Source organism: Streptomyces asoensis (assembly GCF_016860545.1).
GTDB lineage: Bacteria > Actinomycetota > Actinomycetes > Streptomycetales > Streptomycetaceae > Streptomyces > Streptomyces asoensis.
The window spans coordinates 1,061,888-1,079,412 of sequence record NZ_BNEB01000002.1 but is presented as its reverse complement, the minus strand read 5'-3'; the positions used below and the strand labels follow the sequence as shown (position 1 = coordinate 1,079,412).

General features: G+C 74.7%; 4 protein-coding genes. 1 reads left to right on the top strand and 3 read right to left on the bottom strand.

From position 1 onward, the window contains the following. Positions 1-8: 8 nt before the first annotated feature. Entirely contained in the window at positions 9-2,306 is a 2,298-nt protein-coding gene (locus tag Saso_RS07845; protein ID WP_203833510.1) for a lantibiotic dehydratase, read from the top strand. A gap of 444 nt (positions 2,307-2,750) precedes the next feature. Here the strand turns inward: Saso_RS07845 and Saso_RS07840 are convergent, their stop codons facing one another. The 3 genes from Saso_RS07840 to Saso_RS07830 are packed head-to-tail and all read right to left on the bottom strand — an operon-like array spanning position 2,751 to position 17,435. Continuing rightward, positions 2,751-9,968, bottom strand: coding sequence for a non-ribosomal peptide synthetase (locus tag Saso_RS07840; RefSeq protein ID WP_189928337.1), 7,218 nt, complete (start codon positions 9,966-9,968; stop codon positions 2,751-2,753). Further along, on the bottom strand, positions 9,965-16,417 hold the full coding sequence (locus tag Saso_RS07835) for a non-ribosomal peptide synthetase (protein WP_189928339.1): 6,453 nt from the start codon (positions 16,415-16,417) through the stop codon (positions 9,965-9,967). The genes Saso_RS07840 and Saso_RS07835 overlap by 4 nt, the downstream gene beginning before the upstream one ends. Beyond that, positions 16,404-17,435, bottom strand: coding sequence for a TauD/TfdA family dioxygenase (locus Saso_RS07830; protein WP_189928341.1), 1,032 nt, complete (start codon positions 17,433-17,435; stop codon positions 16,404-16,406). Before Saso_RS07830 ends, Saso_RS07835 begins: the two co-directional genes overlap by 14 nt. Positions 17,436-17,525: the final 90 nt, after the last annotated feature.

Below are 17,525 nucleotides of genomic sequence, written 5' to 3'. Positions count from 1 at the left end.
GCGCCGAGATGCACGAGGGATCCGTCTCTCTGAGCGGCCGCTGGCGGCTGTGGGACCAGGTCGCGGTGCGCGGCGCGGGGTTCCCTGCGAACGGGGTGCTCCGGCTCGCGCCGGAGGGCCTGGCCGCGGCAGCGGACAAGTTCGGGCCTCGGGACGCACTGTCCGGCGCGGCCTGGAAGGCCTTCGAGGCAGAGTTCGCGCAGGCCGCCGTACGGGCGGCCGCGAGCGCGCAGGAGATCGCCGCCTCCGGGTTGTTCCGGGCGGCGGTCGCCTGGCAGAACCGCGGGGTGCTCGACTCGGCGATCCGGCCGTTCCTCAACTGGTCACCGGCGACTGCGGGCCGCACCTTCAAGCAGCGCCAGCGCGAGGAGCTGGTCGCGCACTACTGGCAGCGGTTCTGCGTCAAGAACGACACCATCGGCTTCTTCGGACCGGTCGGCTGGGGCGTCTTCGACACCGCCCGGACCGGCGTGGCCGTCGAGCCGGGCACCGGACTGACCGCGTCCTCGGAGGTCTTCTTCTCCAGCTGGTCGGTCGACGCGGTGGCCCGGGAGATCGAGGCCGACCCGGCGGTGCGCCCCTGGACGGCGCCCCGCCGGGTGCCGTTCGTACGGCTGGAGGAGAACGCCGTACGGACCCCCGCCAGGCCGCCGCACCCGGTGCCGCCCCGGACGCTCCGGCTGCTGCGCCTGTGCGACGGCACCCGCTCCGTCCGGGCCCTCCAGGAGGAGATCGGCCCGGACACGGACGTGCCCGCCCTGCTCGACGAACTGGTCCGGCTTCGCTGGATCACCTGGCGGCTGGACGTTCCCGCCGACATCCGCCCCGACCGCCGGCTGCGCGCCTGCCTGGAGCGGATCGGCGAGCCGGCGCTGCGCGGCGCCGCCGTCGCCCGGATGGACGAACTGGAACGCGCGGTCGAGGGCGTCCGGGCCGCGGCCGAGGACCCCGAGCGACTGGTCGCGGCTCTCACCCACGTGGAGCAGACGTTCCAACGAGTGACCGACGCGGCCGCCAAACGCGAGAAGAGCACCACCACGGCGCCCGGCCGGTCCGTGGTCTACTCCGACAGCCGCCGCTCCGCCCGGGTGACGCTCGGCAGCCATGTGCTGGCCGCGCTGGCCCCGCTCGACCTGCTGATGTCCTCGGCCGATTGGCTCTGCTCCGCCCTGGCCGCCCGTGTGACGGAGCGCGTCACCGAGGTCTACGAGCGGCTGCGCGCCGACGCCGGACCCGGACGGCCGGTGGACCTCGCCGCCTTCTGGTTCGCCTGTATGCCGGTCCTGCACGGGCCCGCGGTCGCCGACGCCGCCGGCTTGCAGGCGGAGTTCGAGCGCCGCTGGCAAGGCATCCTCCCGGCCTCGGAGGGGGTGCGCCGGGTCACGGTCGTCGGGACGGACATCGCCGGCCGGGTGGCGGAGGCCTTCGGGCCGGTCACCGCACCGGGCTGGGCCGCGGCGCGGTACATCAGCCCGGACGTGATGATCGGCGCGGAGGACGCCGCCGCCGTCGGGCGCGGCGAGTTCCACCTCACGCTCGGCGAACTCCACCTGGCCTCCAACACGCTCGGCAACGAACTGTTCGTCAACCAGCACCCCGACACCCGCGAGCTGTTCGACCGGACCGACCGGGACCATCCGGCGCCACGGCTCATGCCGCTGCTGCCCAAGGAGCACAAGTCCCGGCTCTCCGCCCGGATCCGGCACGCGCTGGTACGGCCGCGGGACTACCAGGTCGCCCTCCTCGACAACACGGCGGACCCGCACCGCGAGCGCACCGTGCCGAGCGCGGACGCCGTGGTGGAGCAGCACGACGGCCGGCTCTGTGTGGTGCTGCCCGACGGCGCGGTGTTCCCGGCCGTGGAGGTCTTCGCCCATGTGCTGACCACGCTGGTGACGGACCGGTTCCGGCTCCTGCCGGAAGCCGACCGCTCGCCCCGGGTCACCATCGACCGGATGACCGTGGCGCGGGAGAGCTGGCGGTTCGCCGGCTCCGCGCTGGCCTTCGCCGACGACAAGAGCGAGGCCAGACGGTTCGTCCGAGCCCGGCAGTGGCGGGACACCCACGAACTGCCCCGCTTCGTCTTCGTCGTCTCCCCCACCGAACCACGGCCCTTCTTCGTCGACTTCGACAGCCCCGTCTACGTCAACATCCTCGCCAAAGCCGCCCGCCGCCTCGCCCGCAAGGACCCCGACGCCCGACTCACCGTCACCGAGATGCTCCCCACCCCCGAACAGACCTGGCTCACCGACGACCAGGGCCGCCACTACACCTCCGAACTACGCCTCGTCGCCGTCACCGGCTGAACCGTCCGACCGGAACCGCGCTGCCGAGGCGCGGATCCACCCCGCACCGCCGAACCGGGCCGGGCTCCGCTCCAGGAGCCCGGCCCGGTCGCGCGTGTGGAGCCCGGCAGTCGGTGAGGGGGACGTCCGGGCCGGGTGGGGGGACGGCCGAGCCGGGCCGGGGGACGGCCGAGGTCACGTGTGCCGGGCCGGGCGACGCGGTGGCCGGTGCGCCCGCCTGGATGCCGACAACCCGGTCGGGAGTCTGCCGCCCGGCCCGGCCCGGCCCGGCCTGAGCGGCAGCGGAACGGGGTCGTTCGCACGGACGCAGGCCGGTCGTCACGGCCGGTCCGGTGCGCGGCGTGATCCTGCCCTCCGGCGCCGACCGCGATCCGGTCCGTGACGCACCGGAGGGCGGGGGCGCCCAGCGCGCCCCCGCCCTCCCGGCCGTCCCGCCCGGCCGCGTCAGCCGGCGTTCTCCGTGCCCCCGCCGCCGAGGACGGCGGTGACGGTCTCGGCGAGCCGGCCGAGGTGCGGCGGCCTCAGCACGCCGAAGTGGTCACCGGGGATCCGGTGCAGTGTCACGTCCCCGGTGAGCTCGCGCCACCGGGCGAGGTAGTCGGGGAACGTCTGCCCGGAGGCCACCTCGTGCTCGCCGTCGGCCAGTTCGTCGCTGGCGATCAGGTGCAGCCGGCCCGGGTACGGGCGGTGCCGGTAGGTCAGGCACATCTCCATGACCTCGCGCCACATCTTCGCGGAGGGCAGCCAGACCTCGCCGGCGCCGTGTTCCGGCAGCGTGATCCCGACCTCCGGATCGACGTCGTCCACCAGGTGTTCGAGCAGTGCCAGGGCCTCCGCCCGCAGCGCCGAGGTGTCCTGCCCGGACGGCGCGGCGGCCAGCTCGGTCAGCTTCGCCACACAGCTCTCGATCAGCCAGTACTCCCGCCACAGCTCGGTCCGCTCGTGGTTGTCCAGGCCGGGGTCGAGCAGGATGAAGGTGACCTCCTCGCCCTCGGCCGTGAGCCGGTGCGCCAGCTCACTCGCGATGCCGCTGCCGCCGCACCAGCCGAACAACCGGTACGGCCCGTGCGGTGCCTCGGCCCGCAACTCGGCCAGGTAGCGGTCCGCCATCTGTTCCGTCGAGGGGACGGGGCCGCGCTCGGCCTGTAGGCCGGGCCAGCCGAAGGCCGCGACCGGCTGGTCGGGGTCGAGGTACGGGACGAGGGGGCGGTACCAGTGGGCGCTGCCGCCCCCTGGGTGCACGCAGAACAGCGGCGGCCGGGTGCCCTCGCGCCGCAGCCACACCAGTGACCGGGCCGCCGGCGTGCCGTCCTCGGCGGCCGCGGCGAGACCCGCCACGGTGGGGCGCTCCAGGAACGACCGGACGGTCAGCTCGATGCCGTGCCGTTCGCGCAGCAGGGCGATGATCCGCAGGATCGCCAGCGAGTGCCCGCCGAGGACGTGGAAGTCGTCGTCGGCACCGACCCGCTGCACACCGAGCACCTCGCCCCAGACCTCGGCCACGGCCCGCTCGGTGGGTGTGCGCGGGGCGGTATGGGCCGCTGTCGGGGCGGGCCCGGCGGGCTCGGGCAGCGCGGCGCGGTCGATCTTCCCGTTGGCGGTGAGCGGGAGGGCGGCCAGCTCCACCCAGGCGCCGGGCACCAGGTGGTCGGGCACCTGGCGCCGCAACTGCTCGCGCAGCGCGGCGACGTCCAGCGGACCGTGCCCGGGTTCGAGGACGACGTAGCCGGCCAGCCGCTTGTGGCCGTCCGGTCCCGGATGCACCGCGGCCGCCGCCGCCCGGACGGACGGGAGGCCGCCGAGCGCGGCCTCCACCTCGGCGAGCTCGACCCGGTGACCGCGGATCTTCACCTGGCCGTCGCGCCGTCCGATGAAGGACAGCGTGCCGTCGGCGTCGCGACGGGCGATGTCGCCGGTGCGGTACAGGCGCGCCCCGGGGACGCTCCCGGAGGGGTCCGGCACGAAGCGGTCCGCGGTCAGATCGGGGCGGCCCAGGTAGCCGCGGGCGAGTCCGGGGCCGCCGACCAGGAGTTCGCCGGGCACCCCGACCGGCACCGGGTCGAGGTCCTCGTCGACCACCAGCACCCGGGTGTCGGTGATCGGTGTGCCGATCGGCACACCCCGGTCGGCGTCGGCCTCGGTCACTCCGCGCAGCGCGGTGCTGAAGGTGGTGCACTCCGTGGGGCCGTAGCCGTTGGTCAGCGCCACCTTGTGGGCCAGGGCGGTGCGTACGTGCGAGGGCGAGAGCGCGTCGCCGCCGGCGAGCACCTGACGTACCTCGGCCAGCAGCTCCGGGCGGGTCTCCACCATGTGCTGGAACAGGCCGGCGGTGAGCCACAGCAGCGTCACGCCGTGCCGGCGGACCACCTCGGCCAGTTCGTCGGCCGTGGTCGCCCCGGGCGGGCAGACGGCGAGCCGGGCGCCGTTGGCCAGCGCTCCCCACACCTCCAGCGTGGACGCGTCGAAGGCGAGCGGCGCGTGCAGGAGCAGCACCTGGTCCGGGTCGAGGTCGGCGTAGTTCGGGTCGTGCACCAGCCGGACGATGCCCCGGTGCGTGACCTGCACGCCTTTGGGCCGGCCGGTGGAGCCCGAGGTGTAGGTGACGTACGCCAGGTTGTCGGGGACCGTGCCCGCGTCGACGGGGGTTTCGGGCAGCCCGTCGAGGACGGCCCACCCGGCGTCCAGGGGGACGCTGCGGAGGCCGGCGAACCCGGCCAGGCGGCCGGTGTCCTGCGGGCGGCACAGGACCACCCCGGCACGGACGTCGTCCAGAACGTAGCCGATGCGGGCGTCCGGGTAACCGGGGTCGAGCGGTACGTAGTACCCGCCGGCCTTGAGGACGGCGAGCATGGCGACCACAGCCTCGATGCCGCGGTCCAGACAGAGCGCGACCGGCTGCTCCGGGCCGATGCCGAGCCCGCGCAGCAGGTGGGCCAGCCGGTTGGAACAGGCGTCGAGTTCCCGGTAGGTGAGCGCGCGCCGGCCGTCCTCCAGCGCGGTCGCGTCGGGGCGACCGCGGGCGGCGATCAGTTCGGGCACGCAGACCTCGGGCAGTGGCCGGCTGCCGGCCGGCGTCCCGTCGGTCTGCTCCAGGCCGGGAGCCCGGAAGCCGCGCGGGTCCGCGTCGGCGTCGTCGGCCATCGCGGTGAGGACGCCGAGGAAGGCGTCGCCGATGGCCGCCAGCCGCTCTTGGCCGGCCCAGCCGGGCCGGCAGGTCATCCGCAGCTCACCGGGGAAGGTCCATACGTCGAGGGTGAACTCGTTCGGGCTGTGGTCGTCGACCGTGCCGATGTCCGCGCGCTGCCCGTCGAGCACGTGGAAGTCCAGGTACGCGAAGACCACCTCGACGAGCGGTTCGCCGCCGCCCCATGCGCGCTGCATCGCGGGCAACGGATAGCGCCGGTGCGGCCACAGCGCCAGTTCCTCGGCGAACACCGACCGCACCAGCTCGCGCCAGCTCCGCGCCCGCAGGTCGACGGCGAACGGGACCGTGTTGAGGTACATACCGCGCACCCGGTCGCCGCCCGGCAGTTCGGGCCGGCCGTTGGTGACGGCGCCGGCGAAGAACCGGTGCTGGCCGCTGATCAGGCCGAGCACCTTCAGGTGGGCGGTGTACAGGACGCTCTTGAGCGACGTCCGGGTGTCGGCGGCGAGCCGGCGCAGCCGGGGCTCCAGGTGCGCCCAGGGCAGCCGCACCTCCGGGGCCGGCGAGTCCGCCTCGGCGAGGGCGCCGTCGGCGGGCAGCCGGAGCCGGTCGTGGCCGGTGATCCGCTCCCGCCAGAACTCCCGGTCCGCCGACGAGGCCAGGGCTCGCTTCTCCAGCTCGACGAAGTCGGCGTAGCGGACGCGTGGCGGGGCCGCGGGCGGGGTGGCGGCGCCCCGGGACAGTTCGCGGTAGAGGGTGCGCAGCTCGCCGATGACCGAGTGGTGGCTCCAGCCGTCCAGGACGGCGTGGCACTCGACGTGGGTCAGCAGCCACTCCCGGTCGCCGATCAGGTGGGCGTGGTACCGCAGCAGCGGGGCGCGGCCGATGTCGAACGGGGTGCGCTGGGCCCGGGCGCGGAAGTCCCGCACCCGCGCCCGCTGTTCCGCGGCCGGCAGACCACGCAGGTCGGTGACGCCGGTCGTCACCTCGATGCCGTCGGCGGGGTGCACGAGCTGGAGCGGTTCGGAGTACCCGGTGAGGTCGAACGAGGTGCGGAGGATCTCGTGCCGTTCGATCAGCAGGCGGACCGCGCCGGTGAACGCCTCGGCGGAGAACGGGCCCTCGTCCAGGATCTGGAAGGTGCTGACGTTGAGGTAGGTGTTGCGCTCGGGGTCGGCGAGCATCTCGTAGACCATGCCCACCTGAACCTGGCCCATGGGGTAGGCGTCGGCCAGTCCCTCCGGGAGCCGGTCCCGGTCGCCCGGGGCGAGCAGCTCGAACCGGCCGGTCAGGGTGGTCTCCTGGGGCTCGGCGGCCGGCCGGGCGGCCGCCACCGGGGCCAGTTCGGCGACGGTCTGCCGGGCGAAGACGTCCTGCACGGTGAGGTCGAGCCCGTGGTCGCGCAGGGCTCCGACGGCCCGGATGGCGCGCATGGAGTCCCCGCCGAGCTGGAAGAAGCCGTCGTGCACCCCGACCTCGTCGACGCCCAGGGCCGTGGCGAACGCGTCCGCGAGGGTCCGCTCGATCGCCGTGCTCGGGGCGGTGAACGCGCCGACGAGGCCGGAGCGCGTCCGGTCGGGTGCGGGCAGCGCCGTGCGGTCGGTCTTGCCGCTGGGCGTCAGGGGCAGGGTCTCCAGCAGGGTCCAGTGCACGGGCCGCATGTGTTCCGGCAGCCGCCCGCGCAGGTGCTCGCGGGCCGCCTCGACGTCGGCCGAGAGCGGCACCAGGTATCCCACGAGTTGTTCGTCGTGCACGGCGACGGCCGCGGCCGCGACGCCGGGCACCTCGGCCAGCACCGCCTCGATCTCGCCGAGTTCGACCCGCTGGCCGCGGATCTTCACCTGGTGGTCGAGCCGGCCCAGGTACTCGATGGCGCCGTCCGCGCGGTACCGGGCCAGGTCGCCGGTGCGGTACAGCCGGCCGCCGGGCTCGGTGGCGAAGGGGTCGGGCACGAAGCGGTCGGCGGTGAGCGCCGGACGGTTCAGGTAGCCGCGGGCCAGCTGGACGCCGCCGAGCAGGAGTTCGCCCGGCACGCCGATCGGCACCGGCCGCAGGGCGTCGTCCAGGATGTAGGTGCGGGTGTTGGCGATCGGGCGGCCGATGGTGACGGGGAGGCCCGGCTCGCACCGGGTCGCGGTGACGTCCACGGCGGCCTCGGTCGGTCCGTACAGGTTGTGCAGCTCGCAGCCGATCCGCTCGTGCACGGCGGTGACCAGGTCGGCGGGGAGCGCCTCGCCGCTGCACACCACGCGCAGCAGCGAGGGCAGGGCCGGCAGCGGCCCGGCGAGGAAGGCCCGCAGCATCGACGGTACGAAGTGGACGGTGGTGATCGCCTCGGTGCCGATCAGCCCGGCCAGGTAGGCCGGGTCGCGGTGGCCGCCGGGGCGGGCGAGCACCAGGGTGGCGCCGGTGATCAGCGGCCAGAAGAACTCCCACACCGAGACGTCGAAACTGTAGGGCGTCTTCTGGAGCACCCGGTCGTCGGCGCCGAGACCGTAGGCCTCCTGCATCCAGTGCAGCCGGTTGACGATGGCCCGGTGTTCGACCAGCACGCCCTTGGGGCGGCCGGTGGAGCCCGACGTGTAGATCAGGTACGCCGGGTGCTCGGGGGACGCCGCGACGGCCGGGGGGTGGGCGCGGGCGCGGGGGATGTCCGCGGTGATGTCGACCAGGTGCGGCGCGCGGTCGCGCACCTGGGGGGCGAGTCCGGGGTCGGTGATCACGGCGCGGGCGCCGGAGTCCTCCAGCATGAGGGCGAGCCGGTCGGCCGGGTAGTCCGGGTCGAGCGGCAGGTAGGCGCCGCCGGCCTTGAGCACCGCCAGCAGCGCCACCACGAGGTCGGTGCCGCGGTGCAGGCAGACGCCGACCACGGACTCGGGTCCGACGCCGAGGGTACGCAGGTGCTGGGCGAGCAGGCCGGCCCGCTCGTCCAGGTCCCGGTAGCCGAGGCCGACGCCCTCGTGGCGCACCGCCTCGGCGTCGGGGGTGCGGGCGACCTGGGCCTCGAACAGCTGCACGAGGGTGCCGGCCGGGTAGGGCCGGCCGGTCGCGTTCCAGTCGACGAGCTGGCGGTCGCGCTCCGCCGCGGGCAGGATCTCCAGTTCGTCCACCGGGGTGCCGGGCGAGGCGACCGCGCTCTCCAGCAGGCGGGCGAACTGCGCGGCGAACCGTTCGGCCGTCGCCGGGTCGAACAGCGCCGAGGCGTAGTTGACGCCGCCGGACAGCGAGCCGTCCGGCTGCTCGGCGAGCCCCACGGTGAGGTCGAACTTGGCGCTGCTCTCGCCGACCGGCAGCCGCTCGGCCGTCAGCGGGCCCATCTTCGCCGGCGCCGGCGAACCGGCCGCGTCCTGCCACAGCAGCATGGAGGAGAACAGCGGCGTCCGGGACGGGTCCCGCTCCGGTGCCAGCTCCTCGACCAGCCGCTCGAAGGGCAGCTCCTGGTGGGCGTAGGCGTCGAGGGCGCGTTCGCGGACCTGCCGCACCAGGTCCGCGAACGACGGCGCTGCGGCCAGGTCGACCCGCAGCACCAGCGTGTTGAGGAAGAGGCCGACCACGTCCTCGAGCTGCGCGCGGTCGCGCCCGGCCACCGGGAAGCCGACGGCGACGTCGCGCCGGCCGCTCCAGCGGCCCAGCAGCACGGCGTGCGCCGCCAGCAGCGCCATGAAGGGGGTGGCGCCGTGCTCCCGCGCGAGCGCCGTCAGCCGCCGGGCGGTGCCGGCCGGCACGGCGAGCGGCGCCAGCCCGCCCGCCGAGTCGCGTACGGCGGGACGGGGACGGTCGGTGGGCAGTTCCAGGGGCGGCAGCCCGGCCAGCCGCTCGCGCCAGTGGTCCAGCGGGCGGCGCAGCGCCGCACCGGAGAGCCGTTCGCGCTGCCAGAGGGCGAAGTCGGCGTACTGCACCTGCGGCTCGGGCGAGCGGGTGGGGCGCCCGGCGACCGCGTCGGCGTAGCGTTCCGCGAGTTCGCGGACGAGGACGTCCTCGGACCGCCCGTCACAGGCGATGTGGTGGACGGTGAGCAGGAGGACGTGCTCCTGCGCTGCCGTCCGGGCCAGCACGGCGGAGAACACCGGGCCCTCGGCGAGGTCGACCGGCCGGCGCGCGCCGGTGGCCAGGGCGGCGATCCGGGCGTCCGCGGCCGCCCGGTCGAGTGCGCCGAGGTCCTCCTCGACGAGGGGGACGCTCCCCGGCTCGTCGACGATCTGCACGGGCTCGCCGTCGGCCACCGGATAGCGGGTCCGCAGCACCTCGTGCCGGTGGAGGATCCCGTCCAGCGCGGTACGCAGCGCGGCCCGGTCGAGAGGGCCGCGCAGCCTGAGCGCCACGGTCATCAGGTACTCGGTGCCGCCGGGCTGGAGCCGGTCGAGGATCCACAGACGGCGCTGGGCGAAGGACAGCGGGAGCGGGCCGCCGCGCGGCGCGCGTGCGATGCCGTCCGCCGGGGCCGGGGCGGCCCGTCCGGCGAGGCGCAGGCGGAGCAGTTCCTGCCTCAGGTGCGCGCGGTCCCTGGTGTCGGTCATCGCAGGCCTTCCTCGGCGAGCAGACCCGCCACTTCTTGGTCGGAGAGCGCGGCGACGTCGGCCTCCACGGCCTCGGACACCGCCTGGGAGAGCCGGGCCACGGTGGTGGCCTCGAACAGCAGGCGCAGGGGCAGCTCGACGGCGAACGTCTCGCGGAGCCGGGCCAGCACCCGGGTGGCGAGCAGTGAGTGCCCGCCCAGGGCGAAGAAATCGTCGTGGGCGCCGATCCGCTCCTGGCCGAGGACCTCGGACCAGATCGCGGCGACGGCCTCCTCGGCGGGGTCGCGCGGGGCGAGGTGTTCGCGGGCGCCGCCGGTCAGGGCGGCCGAGGCGTCCGGCAGGGCCTTGCGGTCGATCTTCTTGCTGGCCGTCAGCGGGAACGCGTCGAGCGGCACCCACACGGAGGGGATCATGTACTCGGGCAGCAGCGCGCCCAGGTGCGCGCGCAGCTCGGCCACGTCGGGCATCGGGCTGCCGGGACGCGCCACCAGGTAGGCGGCCAGCCGGCGTTCACCGGGAGCCGTCTGCGGGGCGGTGACCACCGCCTCCTGGAGAGCGGGGTGCCGGGCGAGGGCCGTCTCGATCTCGCCGAGTTCGATGCGCAGGCCGCGGACCTTGACCTGGTGGTCGATCCGGCCGAGGAACTCGATGGTGCCGTCGGGGCGGTGGCGGGTCAGGTCGCCGGTCCGGTAGAGCCGCCCGCCGGGCTCGGTGGCGAAGGGGTCGGGCACGAACCGCTCCGCGGTGAGGTCCGGCCGCCGGTGGTAGCCGCGGGCCAGCCGGACGCCGCCGAGGTACAGCTCGCCGGGGACGCCGACGGGGACGGGTCGCAGGTCGGCGTCCAGGATGTAGGCCCGGGTGCCGGGCACGGGCCGGCCGAGCGGCAGGGCACGGGCGGCGTCGCCCTCCGCCGACGCCTCGGGAACGGGATGCAGCAGGCAGGTGACGGTGGCCTCGGTGGGTCCGTAGTTGCACAGGAAGCGGGCGGGCAGGCCGGTTTCGGACCAGCGCCGCGCGTCCAGCGCGGTGACCACGTCGCTGCCGACGTTCATCAGCTTCAGCGAGTCCAGCAGGTGCAGGTCGGGCGATTCCAGGACGGCCCGGTAGTAGGACGGGGTGATCTCCAGGACGGTGACGCCGTGCTCGGCGAGCCGGGCGGGCAGTTCGTCCGGGGTCCAGAACACCGGGTCGGCGACGACGACGGTGGCGCCGGCCACCAGGGTGGCCGCGGTCTGGTCCATCGCCACGTCGAAGGTGAGGGCGGACAGCAGCGCCACCCGTTCGCCGGGGACGATGCCGTACGCGTCGGCGATCACCCGGCAGTGGTGGGCGTACGCACGGTGCTCGATCATCACGCCCTTGGGGCGGCCGGTCGAGCCGGAGGTGTAGATGACATAGGCGAGGTTGCGCGGCCGGGCCGGGAGGGGCGCCGGGCCCGCCGGGGCCGGGACGGGTTCGTCCCGGGCGTCGGCGTCGGCCAGGACCACCCGGTGGGCTCCGGTCAGGCGGTCGGCGAACGCGCGGGTGGTGACGACGAGTTCCGGGCCGGCGTCGGCGAGCATGAGCTCCAGCCGCTCGGCGGGGTGCCCGGGGTCGAACGGCACGTAGACGCCGCCGGCCTTCAGTACGGCGAGCAGGACCACCACCGCCTCGACGCCGCGCTCCAGGCAGGAGCCGACGACCGTCTCGGCGGTGACCCCGAGGGAGCGCAGGCGGGCGGCGAACCGGTCGGAGAGCGCGTCGAGTTCGGCGTAGCTGACCTGCTGGTCGCCGAAGACCACGGCGATGGCGTCCGGGGCCCGCCGGACCTGCCGGGCGAACAGCTCCGGTACGCAAAGACCGTGTTCGTCGGCCGGGTCGAGCACCGCGGCCCGTGCGGACTCCGGGTCGGCCCAGGTGGTGAGGGCGCGCTGCCGCTCGTCCTCGGTGAGCATGCCGAGGTCGCCGATCCGCGCGCCGGGGGCGGCCGTCACACTGGCGATCAGGGTCAGGTAGTGGCCCGCCATCCGTTCGACGGTCTCCCGGTCGAAGAGCGCGGTGGCGTACTCGAACCAGCAGTACATGCGCCCGCCGCGCTCCTTGACGGTCACGGTGAGGTCGAACTTGGCGGTCTCCAGTCCGGCCCGGACCGGTTCCATGGCGGCCGCGCCGAGCCGGTCGGGGACGCCCGCCAGGTGCTGGTGTTCGAACATGATCTGGAACAGCGGGTTGCGGGAGAGGTCCCGCTCCGGTTGCAGCGCGTCGACCAGGTGCTCGAACGGCACGTCCTGGTGGGCGAAGGCGTCGAGCACCGTGCGGCGGACCTGCTCCAGCAGGTCGCCGAAGGCCGGGTTGCCGCCGAGATCGCTGCGGATCACCAGATTGTTGGTGAAGAACCCGACCAGGTCCTCCGTCTCCTGGCGGGTCCGGCCGGCGACCGGGGTCCCCACCGCGAGGTCGTCGCGGCCGGTCCAGCGCCGCAGCAGCACCTGGAACGCGGCGAGCGTCACCATGAACGGGGTCGCGCCGTGCCGGCCGGCCAGTTCGGTGACGGCCCGGGCCACTTCCGGCGCGACCTCGACGACGACGTTGTCGCCGCGGGCGTCGCGGACCGCCGAGCGGACCCGGTCGGTGGGCAGTTCGACGGGCGTGAGTCCTTCCAGGCGGTCGCGCCAGTAGGCGAGCTGGGGGTCCAGCCGGCCGGCCCGCTGCTGCTCGCGCTGCCACACCGCGAAGTCGGCGTAGCGCACCGGCTGCGGGGTGAGCGGTGACGGATCGCCCGCGGTGAAGGCCCGGTAGGAGAGGTCGAGGTCGCGCAGGTAGACGTTGGTCGACCAGGCGTCGAAGGCGATGTGGTGCAGGGTCAGCACGAGGAGGTGGTCCTCGGGAGCGGTGCGGATCAGGGTCGCCCGCAGCGGGTGTCCGTGTTCGAGGTCGAACGGCCGGCGGGCCAGCTCGTCCACCAGGGCCCGGGCCCGTGGCCCGGCGTCGGGCGCGCCCGTCAGATCGGTCAGGGTGAAGTCCACCGTCCCGGCGAGGTCGACGACCTGGACGGGCTCGCCGCCCTCGGAGCGGTACCTGGTCCGCAGGATCTCGTGCCGTGCGGACAGCGCGTCCAGGGCGTGGCGCAGCGCGGCGGTGTCGAGCGGTCCGGTCAGCCGCAGCGCCAGCGGGACGACGTACTCATGGGTCCCGGGCTCCAGCTGGTCGAGGAACCACATCCGCTGCTGGCCGAACGAGAGCGGCAGCGGGCGGTCCCGGCCCGCGGGCCGGACGGCGTCCGGATCGGTGTCCGGGGCCGGCTCACCGGTGCCGGCGCCGGCCTCGGTGAGCCGGGCGGCCAGCGCGGCGACCGTCCTCGCCTGGAACAGCTCGCCGACGGTCAGTTCGGTACCGAAGGCGCGCCGCAGCCGCAGCACGAGCCTGATCGCGAGCAGGGAGTGGCCGCCCAGCAGGAAGAAGTCGTCCTGGGCGCCGACCCGTTCGACGCCCAGGATCTCGGCCATCAGCGTGGCGACGGCCTCCTCGGCCGGGGTGCGCGGGCCCTGCCGGTCCTCGGCGGCGGGCCGGCCGGGTTCGGCGACGGCCGACAGCCGGCGGCGATCGACCTTTCCGTTCGGCGTGAGGGGAAGCTCGTCGAGTCCGACGACGGCGGACGGCAGCATCGCCTCCGGCAGCGTGGCGGCCAGGTGGACTCGCAGCGCCTCCGGATCGATCCGCTCCCCCGCGGCGGGCACCGCGTACGCGGTCAGCCGCGCGTCGCCCGCGTCGGACCGCTGCACGGCCACCACGGCGGCGGCCACCGACGGATGGGCCGACAGCAGGACCTCGATCTCGCCGGGCTCGATCCGCACTCCGCCGATCTTGACCTGGTCGTCGACGCGCCCGACGTACTCCAGCGGGCCGTCCGCGCGGCGCCGCACCAGATCGCCGGTGCGGTACCGGCGCGCGCCGGGCACGGCCGCGTCCGGGTCGGGGACGAACCGGTCCGCGGTGAGGTCGCCCCGACCCGCGTAGCCGCGGGCGAGTCCGAGGCCGCCGACGTGCAGCTCGCCGGTCACCCCGACGGGCACCTGACGGCCTTCGGGGTCCACCACGTAGGTGCGCACATTGGGCAGCGGCAGGCCGATGGGCACCAGGTCGCCGGGCTCGTCCGGGTCGAAGTGCCAGGCGGTGGCGTCCACGGCGCACTCGGTGGGGCCGTAGGTGTTGACGACCTCGGCGTCGAGGGTGCGGCGCAGCCGGTCGGCCAGGTCGGCGGGCAGCGGCTCGCCCGCCGAGCACAGCAGGCGCAGTGAGGCGCAGTCGGCCAGGGCCGGCTCCTCCAGCAGCAGGCGCAGCATCGAGGGCACGCCCTGGAGCACGGTGACCCGGTGCTCGGCCACGGCACGGACCATCACCGCCGGGTCGCGGTGGGCGTCCTGGGGGCCCGTCACCACCGCGGCCCCGCACACCAGCGGGGAGAGGAACTCCCACAGCGCGGCGTCGAAACCTATGGTGGTCTTCTGAAGCACCCGGTCGCCGGGGCCCAGGCCGTAGCGCTCCACCGACCAGAGCACGCGGTTTCGGATCGCGGCTTCGGGCACGACGACACCTTTGGGCCGGCCGGTCGAACCGGAGGTGTACATCACGTACGCGGCCCGCGTGCCGGCCGCGCCCTCCGGTTCGAGGGGCGGAGCCTGCTCGGACTCCGGGGGCCGGACGGCGTCGAGGACGAGGGTGTTCGGGTGGTCCGGCAGCCGTCCGGACAGCGCCTCCTCGGTGACCAGCAGGGTCACTTCGGCATCGCCGATCAGGTGGGCCAGCCGCTCCGCCGGGTGTTCCGGGGCCAGCGGCACGTACACGCCGCCCGCGGTGAGCACGGCGAGAACGGTGGCGACCAGGTCGGTGCCGCGGTGCAGCGCGACGCCCACCGCGCTCTCCGGGCCCACGCCGCGCGAGCGCAGCAGCCCGGCCAGCAGCCGTACCTGTTCGACGAGGTCGGCGTAGCGGGTCTCCCGCTCGCCGGACACCACGGCCACCGCGTCCGGGGTGGCCAGGGCCTGGGCGAAGAACAGTTCGGCGAGCGACTGCCGCGGCCGCTCGGTCTCGGTGCGGTTCCAGCGCTCGAAGGACGCCAGTTGCTCGGCGGGGACGGTCTCCAACGCGTCCGCGGGGGCGTCCGGGTGCTCGGCGATGCCGGTGAGCAGCCGTAGCAGGCTCGCCGCCATCCGCTCGATCCGCGCGCGGTCGAACAGCGCGGTGGGGAAGATGAGCCGGGCCGCGATCGAGCCGTCCTGGAGTTCGGACAGGTGCAGCGACAGGTCGAAGGCGGAGTGATCGGTGGCCGGTTCGACCTTGGCGACGTCGAGTCCGGGCAGCCGCAGCGGGCGGCGCTCGGCGTTGTGCAGCGCGAAGCCGACCTGGAACACCGGGTTGCGGGAAGGGTCCCGCTCGGGCGCGAGGTCGGCCACCACCCAGCCGAACGGCACGTCCTGGTGCTCGTAGGCGTCCAGGGTGGTCTCCCGGACCCGCGCCAGCAGGTCGAGGAACGAGCCGTGGCCGGACAGGTCGGAGCGCAGCACCACGGTGTTGAGGAACAGGCCGACCAGCGGCTCCAGTTCGACCTCGTCACGGTCCGAGACGGACACGCCGACCGCCACGTCGGTGCGGCCGGACCAGCGCGCGAGCAGCAGCTGGAACGCGGCCAGGTGCACCATGAACGGGGTCGCGCCGGCGTCCCGGCCGAGCACCGCCAGCCGCCCGGCCAGCTCCCTGGGCACCGTGAACGCGACGCTGTCCCCGGCCGCGTCCCAGTGCGTGGGACGCCGGCGGTCGGCGGGCAGCTCCAGCGGCTCCAGGCCCGCCAGCCGCTCCCGCCAGTATCCGCGCCGCTGCTCGGCCCGCGCGGGTGCGGCCGCCCAGGTGTCGCGCTGCCACTGCGCGAAGTCCGCGTACTGCACCGGTACCGGGTCGAGCGGCGAGGGCCGGCCGGCCGCGAACGCGGTGCACAGCTCGTGCAGTTCCCGGGCGAGGACGCCCCAGGACCATCCGTCGAAGGCGATGTGGTGGACCGTCACCAGCAGGGCGGCGTCCTCCTCGGCGAACCGGACCAGGGTCAGCCGCCAGGGGGCCGCGGTGCGCAGGTCGATCGGCGTGCGCAGCTCGGCCGCGTGCAGCTCGCGCACGCGCGCCTCGCGGTCCGCCGGCGCCGTGCCCGTCAGGTCCACCCGGACGAGCCGCACCGGGCCGGGCTCGGCCACGAACTGCGCGCCGGCGCCTCGCCCGGTGCCGTAGCGGGTGCGCAGCACCTCGTGGCGTGCCGAGATCTCGGTGAACGCCGCCTCCAGCACCTGCGTGTCGAGGGGGCCGCGGATGCGGAACGCCTCGCACATCAGGTACTCGGTGGAGGCACCGGAGCGGAGCTGGTCGAGGAACCAGAGCTGTTCCTGGGCGTACGAGAGCGGCAGGCCGCTGTCATCGGCGGACATCGGTCACCTCCGGGTACGTGGCGGACCGCACGGCCGCCGAGCAGGGCTCGGCCATCGCCACGGCGATCCGGCGCGGTCCGGTGAACGGTTCGCGGGCGTGCGCCGCCAGCATGTTGTCCACGAGGAGCACGTCGTCCCGCTGCCAGTCGAAGCGGCGTTGCTCGGCGCGGTAGCAGGACCGCAGGTGTGCGACGACCTCGTCCGGGATCGGCCGCCCGTCGCCGTAGTAGGTGTTGGTCGGCAGCTGCGCGTCGTCGTACATCTCCCGCAGCGCGCCGCACACCTCCTCGGCCAGCGTGGTCACGTGGAAGAAGGTGAGGTGGTTGAACCAGACCGTCTCGCCGGTCACCGGGTGCCGGTGCACCGCCCGGCGGCGCGCACGGGTCCGCAGGCCGTTCGCCGTCCACTCGGTCTCCACGCCGTTGCGGGCGCAGTACGCCTCGACCTCGCCGCGGTCGGCCGTGTTGAAAGCCTGCTGCCACGGCACGCCGAAGCCGTCGGAGAAGTTGCGCACCACCATCCAGTCCCGGGCGGCGAACTCCTCCCGGACGGACGGGTCGATCGCCCGGTACACCCGGCGGGTGTCGGCGAGCGGGGTCGCGCCCAGGGTGTCCGGCGGCTGCACGCAGTGGAAGAAGAGCTTCAGCGGCCAGTCCGCCTGGTAGGAGTTCTCGTTGTGGAGGAAGATCTCCTCGTCCGGCGGATAGTCGGTCGAGGTGTACACCTGCCCCTTGATGGTGCTCCGCGGCGAGGACCGCTCCGCGTAGGGCAGCGGTGTGCCGGACACCGCCCGGACCGCGGCCTCGAAGCCGTCCACACCGCCGACGTCGAAGCCGCGCAGCAGCACCGCGCCGTGTTCGAGCAGCCGGCCGCGGACGAGCGGTCGGGCGGCCGACAGGTATGCGGACAGGGGCGTACCGGGGGACTCGGCGGACAGCGTCAGGGGCAGCGCGGAGCTCACGTCGCGCTCCTGGGCGCGCTCGGGCGGCGCGGTCCGGATGGAGGAGTTCGCAGTCATGCACCTCAGCGTCGCTGGCAGGCCGTCGCCGCTCCGAGAGAACAACCGGCAGTCACATCGGCAGGGTCGGCGCCACGGTGACTGCGCCTC